The organism is Desulfobacter sp. (assembly GCA_028768525.1).
Taxonomy (GTDB): domain Bacteria; phylum Desulfobacterota; class Desulfobacteria; order Desulfobacterales; family Desulfobacteraceae; genus Desulfobacter.
Genome location: CP054837.1, coordinates 958,320 through 971,025 on the forward strand (window position 1 = coordinate 958,320; position 12,706 = coordinate 971,025).

Consider the following 12,706-nt stretch of genomic DNA (forward strand, 5'->3'; position numbering starts at 1 on the left):
ACGCCCGATTTTTTTGGGACTAGGGAGAAAACTCATGAAATCATATTCAAAAGCGGCAGTGAAGATTTTCAGACATATCCGGCAGCTAAAAGTTGCCGTGGGCAAACCCCTGAAACGGGTTGAACCCAACACCCTGGTCCTCTTTCCCGACCGCCCCAATTGCCTGAACTGCGGGATCTGCGCATTTGTGGCCTATAAAGGCATTCAGGACAGGGAATCCCGGAACCGCCTCTCCGCCGCTGAAGTGCTGGCCGCCGTCTCGGACAACCGTCTTTCAGAAAATGGGGGCCAGACCGTTCCGGACAATTACATGGGCGGAGAGCCATTTCTTTCGACCCTCATAGAGCAGGTCAGGGACCTGAAACGGGAAAACGAATTCTCAGCCCTGTATTTTAACCGGGAGGAGACCGGGAATCTGGACAGCCTTGCCGCCGGTCTTGAACGTATTATCCAGGAAGAGGCGGACCGGTTCAAATCACTGACCTCCAGCCTTTCAGCCCCCGAGGTGGAAATGATTGCCCGTCAGCTTGAGGCACTCAGGGACATCCACTGGTGCCTGAAAAAAGAAATTCTGGATAATATCCAGGCCATCGGCGCCCTGGCCCCCGGACTTGACCGTGTCCCTTCAGACACCGGACTGCTGCTGTTTAAGCGGATCAACGCCGTCCTCAACAGCATTGACCGGCTGGAAGTCAGGGGACGGGATTCGGCAGGCATCTCCGTCATGTGCACCCTTTCGGCCCAGGAATTTAAAAATTACAAGGCTGCCCTGGAAAAAGAAGGCCTCACCCGGGTACTCAAGGAAAGATCCAACCATACCATCCTGTCCAACAACTCCATTTCGATGAATTCGGATCTGGAAAACGGCCTGACCACCATCTGCTTTGTCTATAAATTTGCCGCAGAAATCGGGGCCCTGGGGGATAACATCTCCTTTATCCGCAGCCAGATTAAAAACGACCACCTGCTGCAGCTGGCAGCCGGTTTCCCCATTGCATCCAATTCGGTATCCGCCCACACCCGGTGGGCCTCGGTGGGCGATATCTCCGTCCCCAACTGCCACCCGGTGGACAACACCCCCACGGACCGGGAAATCGCCAAATCCGGTATCATCCATGTCTGCCTCAACGGCGATATCGACAATTACCTGGAACTCAAAACCGAGTACGAGGCCCGGTACGATAAGATCCATCCGGAGATCAACACGGACACCAAACTGATCCCGCTGCAGATCGAACACCATTTAAAACTGGGACAGACCGTTGAAGAGGCATTCCGGCTGGCCCTCAACGAATTCCACGGCTCCCATGCCATTTCCATGCACACGGACCTGGCCCCGGGCAAATTGTTCCTGGCCCAGAAGGGCAGCGGCCAGGCCATTTTCGTGGGCATTGCCCCGGACCACTATATTGCCGCTTCCGAGCTGTACGGGGTGGTGGAAGAGACCCAGCACTATATCAAACTCAACGGCGAAGACCAGGGCCAGATCGTCGTCCTGGACCAGCATTCCGCCGGCGGCATTGAAGGTATCCAGTCCTATTATTACGACGGCCGCCCCATCGAACTCACCCAGAAGGATGTGCTGACCAGCCAGATCACCTCGCGGGATATTGACCGCCAGGGGTTTCCCCACTATTTCCTCAAGGAAATCTCAGAATCCCCGCTCTCCGTGGAAAAAACCCTTGAAAACAAGTTCAAGCAGAATCCCGGTTCCGGCCTGCTGAACATCAGCCTGGACCCCGGCATTATTCCGGAACACCTTGAAGCTGACCTGAAATCAAAAAAATTCAACAAGATTTATTTCATCGGCCAGGGCACAGCAGGCATTGCCGCCCAGGGGTGCGCCGACCTGCTCACCCATTACCTAGGGGATCAAAATCTGGATATCCGGGCACTGAAATCCTCTGAACTCTCGGGTTTCAGCATCATCGGCGACCAGGAAAACCGGACAGCCATGGCAGACACCCTGGTGGTGGCCATCAGCCAGTCCGGCACCACAACGGACACCAACCGGACAGTGGATATGGTCAAGGCCTGCGGGGCCGCCACCCTGGCCATTGTCAACCGCAGGGATTCGGACCTGACCTTTAAAACAGACGGGGTATTGTATACCAGCTCCGGACGGGACATTGAAATGTCCGTGGCCTCCACCAAGGCCTTTTATGCCCAGATCACGGCCGGCGCCGTCCTTGGACTTCACCTCACCGCCATCCTCAATGCCAGGACCGAGGCATATATCAGTGAGCAGCTCCATGCCCTCATGGCCCTGCCGGAAAAAATGCGCACCATCCTGGAGATGAAGGAAGAAATCAAAACCTCCGCCGACCGCCTGGCTGTGACAAAGAATTATTGGGCCACGGTTGGCTCAGGGGCGAATAAGACCTCTGCCGACGAAATCCGTATCAAGCTGTCCGAACTCTGCTATAAAACCATTTCATCGGATTTTGTGGAGGATAAAAAGCATATCGACCTCTCCTCCGAGCCCCTGATCATCGTCTGTGCCGCCGGCACCCGGGAGAGTGTACTGGGGGATATTATCAAGGATACGGCCATCTTCCACGCCCACAAGGCCTGCCCCATCGTGATTACCACCCAGGGGGAGGACCGTTTCGACCTTTATGCCAAATCCGTATTTAAAATTCCCGAGATACAGGAGCATTTTGCCCCCATCCTAAACACGCTTGTGGGGCATATCTGGGGCTACTACGCGGCCCTGGCCATCAATGAAAAGTCAAGATTCATTTACGATGCCAGGACAGAGATCCAGGAAGCAATCACCGATTACAGACAGATGGGCCATGACGACTATGAGGTACTGCTGGAAAATAAATTCAGGGAAAAAATTGCGGAATTCTACAACCGGTTCTCACGAAAACGGCGGGAAGGGGCCTTCCCCGCGGCCATCGGGCTGGATACCATGGCCAATATCACCCTGCTGCTGAAATACCTGTCCGGACGGCTGCCGGTGCTGGATTTTGAAATTGATTTCGGCATCAAGGGAACGCCGGCCAATATGTTCTCCACCTTTTTCGATACCATGGGCCAGGCCATCAACACCATGGCCCGTCCGGTGGATGCCATAAAGCACCAGGCCAAAACCGTTACCGTGGGCACCAGCCGCATCAGCGAAAAATTCGAGGGCCTGGTATTTGACGAACTGGCTGCCCACGATATCCAGATATCCCAAATCACCAACAAGAATGTACTGGTCATAAAAAATCTTCAGGAAATCATTTCAACGGTGCACGGGGGCCTGCTCTACCGCATCTCAGGTCTCAACCTTCTGGGAGAAGTCACCGACGGAACCCGCATCCAAGTGGTGGCAAAAACCGGCGCCCTTGAAAGCGAGACCTCCCGGGTGGAAACCGATCACCGGCTCAAGGGCACCAAAAATATCATTGTCCGGGAAGGCAATGTATACATGGGCAAGGGGCGTAAGGACAATAAAAATATACTGGTGATCCCGGTGATCTCCGCCTCCCCGGCCAGCCCCAATATCATTGAGAATATTCTTTCCCTCAACGTCGGATTTAAGGCGTCAGACGAGGTTTCCCTGCTGAAGAAGATCAAGGCCCTGGGCGGCAAATATACCCGGCTCAAAGACTGGATTCTGGAGAGTGAAAACATCACCTGGGACGACAAATACCTGAACCTGGTGGACATTGACACCCTCTTCGGTGCCACGGCTGAAAAAGCGGTGGAGGCCATTATCCAGAAACTGGAATAACCCCCGGTTCACGCCCGGGCCAGCACCAGGGCGAAAACGGCACCGGCGCCGGCGGATTTCAGGGCAGATGCCGCAGACCGGCAGGTGGACCCTGTGGTAAATACATCATCCACCAGAAGGATATTTTTTCCCTCCGGGCGTTGCCGGGCCTGCCATTCAAAGGCCCGGGCCAGGTTGGTTTCCCGTTCTTTTTCATCCAATCCGGTCTGGCTCGGGGTATGCCTGACCCTGGCCAGGGAGCGGATATCTATGGTCCAGGGTGGCGGTGTGCCGTATCTTTCACGGTGGAGTGCCATGAGATTCCGGATTAAAAGGAAGGACTGATTAAAGCCCCGCTTTGCCGACTTTTTCCTGTGAAGGGGGATGGGCAGGATGAGATGGATATCTTCCTTTGAAAACCAGGTGCAATACGCTTCAAACAGGTGGCGTTCAAATGGGCGGGCCAGGCTGAGCCGGCCCTGGTACTTGAACAGGGCCACGGCCTCCCGGACAATGCCTTCATATTCAAAGGCCGCCCTTACCCTCTCCACCACAGGTGCTTTTTCAAGGCAGGATTCGCATAGATGGTCATCACCGGCGGAAAAACGCCGGCCGCAGCAGGTACAAAAAGGGGAACCGAACCCGGGCAGCCTGCCCATGCAGGCCGTACAGAAACAGGCAGAGAGGGGAACCTCCGGACTGCGGCGGATGTAAATGCCGCATTTAAGGCATTTGTCCGGAAAAACAAGAGAGGATATCCCCCGGACAAGGGACAGGTGGCGGAACCGGGTAATCATTGGACCGCCTCCGGATTCTGCCAAAAGAGATGGCGCCAGATATCAGCCGGCATACCTACCCCCATAGTTCCAGAATCAGCTCCCGGCTCAGCCCCAGGTATTTGTGCTGCATATCCGGATCGTTGCAGAAAATTTCCAGGGTAATGGTCCCATTGTAGCCGGCCGTCTTTAATGAGGCCACGGCTTTTTTCCAATCCACGGTGCCGATACCCAGGGGCATATGGTCATCGGACCGGGAACGGTTGTCAGAAAAATGGACATGCAGGATCTCTTCTCCCAGCTCCCGGCAAAACGCCCCATAATCATCCAAGCCGAAATTTGTGTGTCCGAAATCCAGGTGCACTTTTAACCCTGGCACTTCTGCCACCAGCGTTTTAAAGGTGGAGACCCTGTCAAAAGGGGCTTTATAGTTTTCCAATACCAGCGTGAGCCCATATGATGCTGCCATTTCAACAATGGGGGGTAATGCCGCCATATGAAAGGAGACCAACTGGTTTCTCATGGCCGGCGGAGAAAAATAACAGGGATGGATATTCATGACCTTCGCCCCCAAGGCGGAAAATATTCCTGCACATCGCTCCAATTCCCTGAAACAGGCATCTCTGACCCCCTGGATGGGATAGGCATATGGAAGACAGGGATCGGTATGTCCTGTAATGGATAGGTCATAGGATTCAAGAATCGGCCGCAGTTCAGCAACCTCGACATCGGTGGCATTGGGGCCTTCGATGGTTAAATCCAAAAAGTCGAAACCGGCTTTCCCGCAGTATTCGGCCTCATCATAGACGGATTTTGACGGATTATTCATTATTCCTATTTTCATTGTGCCCTCCTTAATCGGGTGGCCATTGGGTCTCCCAATGTGCCTGTTTCCGCCATGCCCTGCCGAGACTACATACTGTTGATTATTATCAGCCCCGTGCCCCCAAGGCAAGTGACAGGGCATATCCACTGGAAATCATTCTGAAATTCCGGGCATCGGGCACTGCCCCACCGGCAGCGGGTTTCAGTATTTCAAAGCAGTGGCGGGCCTATCCTCTCTTCTTCCCCGGGTGGGGTCTGCGAAATTCTTTTTTCTTGCATCGTAAAATTCATAAGGATATAGATGCAAAAGAGGCAAAAGCGATGGACTGCTGAAAAAGGCTATTTCCATGGCAAGGGCGGTATGACGCAACCCAGTAACCTGCTGGCAACATCCAATGTGAATCAGGCATGCCCATTAAAAACCTATTCAGATACTGGACCTATCAGGTCTTTACGCCGGGAACGGTGCTCAGGGAAAAGTACGAGGCCTTCAAGCGCCTGATCGACCATGACAGGCAGGCCCATGACCACCTGGCGTCCCTGGAGGATCTGTATTACAATAAAAAACAGGTGGATTTCCAATCGGTTGTCAACACCTATGGGGAATTTTCAGATTCCGTGGCCGGCATGGTGGACGAACTGCTGCGCATGTGCCCCATGGGTTATTGGAGCCTGAAAGACTACTATAAAAAATTTGATTTTTACGTACGGTTCATGCTTGCCCCGCCTGAGTTCGACTTTTCACCTCCCTTTGTCTTGGCACTGGGAAACGCTGATTCTCTGGACGAGTCGGTGGCCGGTGCCAAGGCCGCGGTGTTGAACCGGCTGAACCGGGAACTTCACCTGCCTGTGCCGGAGGGATTTGTCATCACCACCCGGGCATTCCACTTCTTTCTGGAGGCCAATGCCCTCCGGCCCTTTATCAACAGGCAACTGGCAGACCTTGATATTTTCGATCCGGTTTCACTGGCGGATACGGCCGGAAAAATTGAGAACGCCATCCTTGAAGCTCCCCTGCCGGAAGAGCTGTCCCGGGAAATAGAAACCGCCCTGGCCCACTTCCAAAAAGACAAAACCGGCCGGCGGCTTGCCATGCGGAGCAGCGCTGTTAAAGAAGACGGCCGGGCCTCCTTTGCCGGCCAGTATCGTAGCCTGATGAATGTGGATCCGTTGAATGCAGGCCGGGCCTATAAACAGATTATTGCCGGCAAATACTCGGCAGCCGCATTGTCATACCGTATCCGGTGCGGCATACCGGATCATGAAACCCCCATGGCCGTCCTTGTCCTGGAAATGCTGGATGCCCAGGCCGCAGGGGTGGTGTATACACGGGACATGGACAACCCGGAAACCGGAGACCTGCTCATCCACTCGGCCTGGGGCCTTGGGGGGCTGGTTGTGGACGGCCGGGTGACGCCGGATCTAATCCGGGTAGACAGGAAAGGCGCCATCACCCAGAGGCACACCGGGAGCAAGCAGCAGCAACTGGTCCTGGATGGCCCCCAGGGCCCCCGGATGGTAAAAACGTCCGATGACAATCAAAGCGCCCTTTCCCTGAACACCCCGGACATCCTCACCCTGAACCGCTGGTCAAGGAAGCTGGAGGAACATTTTCACGCCCCCCAGGATATTGAATGGTGCCTGAACCGGGACGGGCTGTTGTTTCTGCTCCAATCCAGGCCCCTGCGCAACCCCCAACAAACCAGGCAGAAAAATGCATCCATTGATCCGGGGGAAGGCCTTAAGCCGGTCTGCAGCGGCGGCCGGACCATCTGCAGGGGGAGGGCTGCCGGACCGGTATTCTATCTGAAGCATCCCGGCCAGATGGGGGATATCCCGGAAAACAGCATTGTTGCCGCCCCATTCGGCCTGCCCCAATACGTTACCGCTATTCACAAAATGGCCGGGATCATCCTTCATACCGGCAGCACGGCCGGGCATTTTGCCTCCATTGCCCGGGAGTTCGGCCTCCCGGCCATGGTCTGTGCTGACGGATTCGACGCCCTTGAACCCGGCAATACCGTGACCCTGGATGCAGATGCAGGCCGGGTGTTTAAAGGAAAAATTGATGGCCTGCTTTCCCATTCACAGCAACGTTTCCAGGAGGACGAGTTTTCCCAAAGCAGTTTCATGGATAAGCTTCGATTTACCATCCGGTTCTGCGCCGACCTGAAACTGACGGATCCGGATTCCCATGAATTCGGCCCGGATCACTGCCGCTCCCTGCACGATATCATCCGGTTTGCCCATGAAACGGCCATGCGGGAAATGTTCTTTACAGGCCGCAGGAAGGGGAGCAGGAAAAAAGGGGCCAAGCAGCTGATATCGGGCCTGCCCATGCTGTTGTACATACTGGATGTGGGCAGGGAAAACGACGGCGGCCTGTCCGCTGCCAATGAAACCGCCTTACGGATGGACCACCTGGCATCCATCCCCATGAAGGCCCTGCTCAGGGGGCTTTCCCATCCGGATATCTGCTGGGATGAAACCACCCACTTTGACTGGGACGCCTACGATAAAATTGTCATGGCCGGGGGCATCATCTCTGCGGATTCTCCCCAGTTCGGCAGTTATGCCGTTGTCGCAAGGACCTATATGAATGTAAACTTGAGGTTCGGCTATCATTTTGTGATACTGGACAGCAGGTGTACCCCGTCAATAGAGGAAAATTATATCCTCTTCCGGTTTTCCGGAGGCGGGGGAAATGAGAACGGCCGATGGCTCAGGGCCGACTTTATCGGTGCCGTCCTGGACCGGCTGGGATTTGTCACCCAAATCACCTGCGATCTCATTGACGCCCGGCTCATGGAGAAGGATGAACAAACCATCCAAACCACCCTTGAGCTGACCGGGCGGCTTTTAGGGGCCACCAAGCTGATGGACATGTATCTGAAAAATAAGGGTGATGTCTCCCGCTATGTGGAGGAATTTATGAAGGGCCGGTATGATTTCAGATCATTCAAAGACTAAGGACAGAACATGGACTATGAATTGACCTGGATTACGGAACGGCTGGCTGTGGGACATGCCCCCATGTCCCATGCCCAGCTTGAGCTCATCAGGGATGCCGGCGTCAACGCCATTGTGAATCTATGTGCAGAATTCAGCGATCTCCACGAAATCGAGGAAAAGGCGGGGTTTGAGGTCTGCTACCTGCCCATCTGGGATGAGGATGTCCCTGAAATGGCCAATATGGAAGAGGCGCTGGCCTGGATGGACGAGGCCATTTATCTGGGCAAAAAAGTCCTGGTCCACTGCAGGCACGGTATTGGCCGAACCGGCACCTTTGTCACCGCCTACCTGATCCGGAAAGGCCTGGGGCTGAAAGCGGCCTCCAAAAAATTAAAAAGAACACTGGCCAACCCGTCAACCTACGGCCAGTGGAAACTTGTAAAAAAGTACAATAAACAATCGGGCATGCTCAAAATACGAAAACCCTCGCTGGAAATAAAAAACCAGGTGGACCTCAGCCACTTTTTCAGCGATTATGAAGCCCTGGTGGAAAAAATCGACCAGGAGATTGAACGCCATGAGATCAAGGATGAGGACCCCTGCGGTTCGGGTTCCCATTGCTGCTGTGCCCGTCCCTTTAAACTTCCGTTCATCGAGGTGATCTATCTGCACACCAAAATGGGCTGGTATCTGAGTTCAGCCCGGCGGGAAACCGTCATACACCGGGCCAGGGCCGCGGCAAGGCAGGCCGATGCCGGCTGTCCTTTTAATCAGGGGAAGGGATGCGAAATATTCAAATTCAGGCCGGTCAGGTGCCGGGCCTTTGGTGCAAAGGATTTTAAGCAGGACAGCGCGCAGATCAGTCCCCTGCTCCAGGAATTGTCCAGAAGCGTTTTCCTGGCCTTTTCAGGGGAATTTCTGGAAACCGGACAATTTCAGTTTTCCGTTGCGGAAACGGTGTCCGGGAAATTCGTCCAGGCCTATTTCAATCACATGGCGGCCCAAATGAAATGAGCCCGGGAAGCGGCCGGATCATTCCTTGAGGACCTCTTCCACTTTTTCCTCCAGTTCATCCTTGTCAATGGGTTTGACACAATAGGCCGAGGCCCCCATGCGCAAACTTTCCCGGGCGGTTTCAATGGTGGGATAGCCGGTGAGCATGATCACTTTGATACCGGGATCTTTTTTTTTCAGTTCCTCCAGCACTTCCACGCCGTTCATCTTTTTGAGTTTGATGTCCAGAATGGCCAGGTCGGTCCCTTTTTTGGCCACATGAAAAATGGCCTCCTCCTCTTCGGTAAAGGGAGTGACGCTATGGCCTTTGCGCTCGAGAATTCTTTGGATTAAATCGCCTGCATCCTTTACATCGTCCAAGACCATAATCTTAGCCATGCTATGCTCCTTTCTCAATTAGAATCTGTGGGCAGAAATACGACAAACTGAGTGCCCCTGGCAAGTGTTTTATCCGTTTTCGGCGGGGAATATGCCTTTATTCTCCCCCTGTGCTCCTTGATGATGCCAAAGGTTACGGAGAGGCCCAGGCCGGTCCCTTTGTCCGGCCCTTTAGTGGTATAAAAGGGTTCAAAAATTTTCACCAGATTGTCTTTCTTTATGCCGCACCCCGTATCAATGAAAGATATGCGGATCTCCCTGCCGGACTTTACAGAACCGGTTGTCACATATATCTTTCCGTGGGTGTCTATGGCATCAAAGGCGTTATTGAGCAGGTTGATAAACACCTGCTTGATTTTTTCCTTATCCCCCTTCATGGACAGGGGGGCCCCATGAAAACCGCGGTGGATGGAAACATGATTCAGGCTGAAGGTATGCTCCACAACGGCGATCACCTCCTCAAGGGCGCCGTGGACGTCAAAATCCGTAACAACGGATTTATTGGAACGGGAAAAGCTCAACAGGTCTTTAACAATTTTCGAGCAGATTTTGGTCTGCTTTACAATGACCTCAACATCTTTATAGACCTGCCCCTCACTGTTCACATCTTCGAGCAGAAGCTGGCCGTATCCGAGAATAATCCCCAGGGGCGTATTTATTTCATGGGCCACGCCTGCGGCCAGGCTTCCCACGGATTCCATTTTCTGGGCATGGGTGAGCTGGTCCTGGACCGCCTTGAGCATGGAGATGTCCCTGCCGCTGCAGACCAGCCCCTTGGGACGGTCTGTTTTCTGCGAAACGGAAATTTTGACCACATGAAGCCATTTGATCCCATTGGGGCCTTTGATCTGATTTTCTTTTTCAAGGGGGGTGCCGGTGGATAGAATACGGCGGTCTTCCTCGTTATACAGGGCGGCCGCGTCCGGCGGAAACAGGTCCTGGTTGAACCGCCCGATAATCTCGTTACGGGGCTTGCCAAGTATCTGACAAAACGCCTTGTTCACGGAGACATACCTGCCGTCCTGGTCCTGGAGGGATATAAAATCGGGGATGGCATCCAGAATGGTCTGGAGCCTGGCCTTCTGCTCATTGAGGATTTTTTCCGCCGCTTTCAGGTCGGACAAATTTCCCCGCAGGGAAAGGGTCATGGCATCGAAACTTTCGGCCAGGCTCTGGATTTCGTCCCCTGAACACTTGCGGTAGACCCGGCAGTGCTGGCAGGATTGGATTTTTTTGGCATACTCGCCCTCCACACAGGTGGGGCAGAGGGTGCCGGCCAGGTACCAGCACCGGTGGTGGTAATTTTTGTAGGCCGGGCATTCTTCCCTGTTGCAGGCCATGATATCCCAGCAGTTTCTGTCCAGGGTCGGGGCGGTGTGCACATCCAGGTTGCCTTTTAAGGCCTGCTCCGAAGAATCATGAAGCTTTTTAACGCTGCGGATCAACGGGTTGACCAGCAATGTCCCCACCAGCCCTGCCAGAAAAATGGCCAGCAGGATGATGATGATGGTGGACACCAGCACCTGGTTGACCACTTTTTCCGCCCGGGTCTGGGACAGCCCCAGGCGCAGGGTGCCCAGGAAATCGTTGTTGACCGTGATGGGAATGGCGTAGTCATAGACCATCTGCCTGCCGGTATCTAATAATTTCAGCGATGACGGGCCGGCGCCGTTCAGGGGATTGACCCGTTTGAGTTCGACCGGGAATCCGCTATTAAAGGTGTGGGCAAGAATGTTTTGGTCGGGATCCAGTACAAAGGTGTAAAATATATCATTGCCGAGCCTGGTGGTTTCGTCCATGAGCACCTTCATCCGCAGATAGTCCATGGCCAGCATGGGCTCTACCAGCCCCACGGCCAGGCTGGTGCCCGTGGAAACCCCCCGGTTTTTGATTTCATCAAGAACCGAGGCTTTCATGGCGTGGCTGAACCACAGAAAGATGACCAGGCCCTGGACCAGGAGAAGGCCGAAAAATCCCATGAGCAGTTTTTCCCTGAATCCGGGCTTCATTGATCCATCTCCATTCCCAAGCGGCCGGTCAATTGCCGGACGGAGTCAAAATCAGCGTCCATGGCGGGAATCACATTTACAAAATTGGCCGCTTCCAGGATCTCCCTGTGGTCTTTCTGGTTGAAATCAAGTTTGACCAGGGCCGTACGGATTTTATCCAGGCTTTTGTTATCTAAGGTTTTCACCGCGGCATATACCCATCCGGGATAGGTCGGGGTGCGGGACACTATCCGGATTTTTGCCACATCTATTTTACCCGCCACCACATCCAGTGCGCCTTCACGTATGGTGCCCAGGTCGTACTTGCCTGCAAATACGGAAAGAATGACTTTTTCCTGCTTTCCACCCGGCCCCGGCGCAAATGCGATTTCTTTAAAATCAGCCTTGGTGATGCCATGGCTGAAAAAATGTCCCAGGGGAAAGAGATAGCCGCCGGCCGATGTGGGATCCACGGCGATCCAGGTTTTGCCCCGGCAGTCCCCGAGGGTCTGTATGGCCGTGTTGTCCGTCCGGGTGATCACCTGCCCCCTGAAGGTCTCTTTTTTTGTGGCCTCGACGATTCGGGCAAAGGCATGGGCACCGTACCGGCGGGCGATTTTGACATAGATAAACGGATTGGAAAAGGAGATGTGTATTTTATTGTCTCCCACCATTTTCATATGCTGATCAAAATTGTCCGGAAAAATCTGCCGGATGTTCAGGCCGGTTTCCTTTCTCAGGTACCTGACCAGGGCCTGATGCCGGGTATAAGAGACCCTGTGGGAATACTGGGGAAGGTAGGCGTAGGTGATGACATCAGGGGTTTCCCTGAAAATGACCTGCTCGGTCCGGCTTAAATCAACAGAAATCGCGTGTTCGTTATCATCACATCCAGCCAGGATTAAAGCCATGCATAAAAGAAAAAATGTCCTTAAATCCATTGTCCGCCTTTCAGGGGACGGGCCATACCGGCATCCGGAATGTTCCTCCGTCCTTATATCAATTTACATTAATATGATGGAACATGGCGCAACTTTTTATTGTATATCACTTTTTTCATTTTTTTT

The 12,706-nt window shown here is 53.8% G+C and carries 8 protein-coding genes; 3 read left to right on the forward strand and 5 right to left on the reverse strand.

Annotated elements, in window-relative coordinates; genetic code table 11:
* The first annotated feature begins 34 nt into the window (after nucleotides 1-34).
* The gene (locus HUN04_04315) at nucleotides 35-3,727 is read left to right on the forward strand and encodes an SIS domain-containing protein (protein WDP88997.1); all 3,693 of its coding nucleotides are present in this window, start codon (nucleotides 35-37) and stop codon (nucleotides 3,725-3,727) included.
* A gap of 8 nt (nucleotides 3,728-3,735) precedes the next feature.
* On the opposite strand, the gene HUN04_04320 is transcribed toward HUN04_04315, so the two are convergent.
* Both HUN04_04320 and HUN04_04325 read right to left on the reverse strand, forming a co-directional pair.
* Nucleotides 3,736-4,503, reverse strand: a complete 768-nt coding sequence (locus HUN04_04320) for a ComF family protein (GenBank protein ID WDP88998.1) — start codon at nucleotides 4,501-4,503, stop codon at nucleotides 3,736-3,738.
* A 55-nt stretch (nucleotides 4,504-4,558) separates the two neighbouring features.
* Nucleotides 4,559-5,326, reverse strand: a complete 768-nt coding sequence (locus tag HUN04_04325; GenBank protein WDP88999.1) for a sugar phosphate isomerase/epimerase — start codon at nucleotides 5,324-5,326, stop codon at nucleotides 4,559-4,561.
* A 389-nt stretch (nucleotides 5,327-5,715) separates the two neighbouring features.
* On the opposite strand from HUN04_04325, the gene HUN04_04330 reads away from it, so the two are divergent.
* Together HUN04_04330 and HUN04_04335 are read left to right on the forward strand one after the other, a co-directional pair.
* A complete protein-coding gene (locus tag HUN04_04330) occupies nucleotides 5,716-8,277 on the forward strand; it encodes a hypothetical protein (protein WDP89000.1) in 2,562 nt (853 codons plus the stop codon).
* A 9-nt stretch (nucleotides 8,278-8,286) separates the two neighbouring features.
* Nucleotides 8,287-9,273: a dual specificity protein phosphatase family protein gene (locus HUN04_04335; protein WDP89001.1), complete on the forward strand. Its 987-nt coding sequence runs from the start codon at nucleotides 8,287-8,289 to the stop codon at nucleotides 9,271-9,273.
* A gap of 18 nt (nucleotides 9,274-9,291) precedes the next feature.
* Here the strand turns inward: HUN04_04335 and HUN04_04340 are convergent, their stop codons facing one another.
* From HUN04_04340 to HUN04_04350, 3 genes are read right to left on the reverse strand one after another with little or no spacing between them, the layout of a single operon-like run.
* Entirely contained in the window at nucleotides 9,292-9,651 is a 360-nt protein-coding gene (locus HUN04_04340; GenBank protein ID WDP89002.1) for a response regulator, read from the reverse strand.
* 14 nt (nucleotides 9,652-9,665) lie between these two features.
* A complete protein-coding gene (locus HUN04_04345; protein WDP89003.1) occupies nucleotides 9,666-11,660 on the reverse strand; it encodes a PAS domain-containing protein in 1,995 nt (664 codons plus the stop codon).
* A complete protein-coding gene (locus tag HUN04_04350; protein WDP89004.1) occupies nucleotides 11,657-12,580 on the reverse strand; it encodes a phosphate/phosphite/phosphonate ABC transporter substrate-binding protein in 924 nt (307 codons plus the stop codon). The genes HUN04_04345 and HUN04_04350 overlap by 4 nt, the downstream gene beginning before the upstream one ends.
* Nucleotides 12,581-12,706 lie beyond the last annotated feature (126 nt).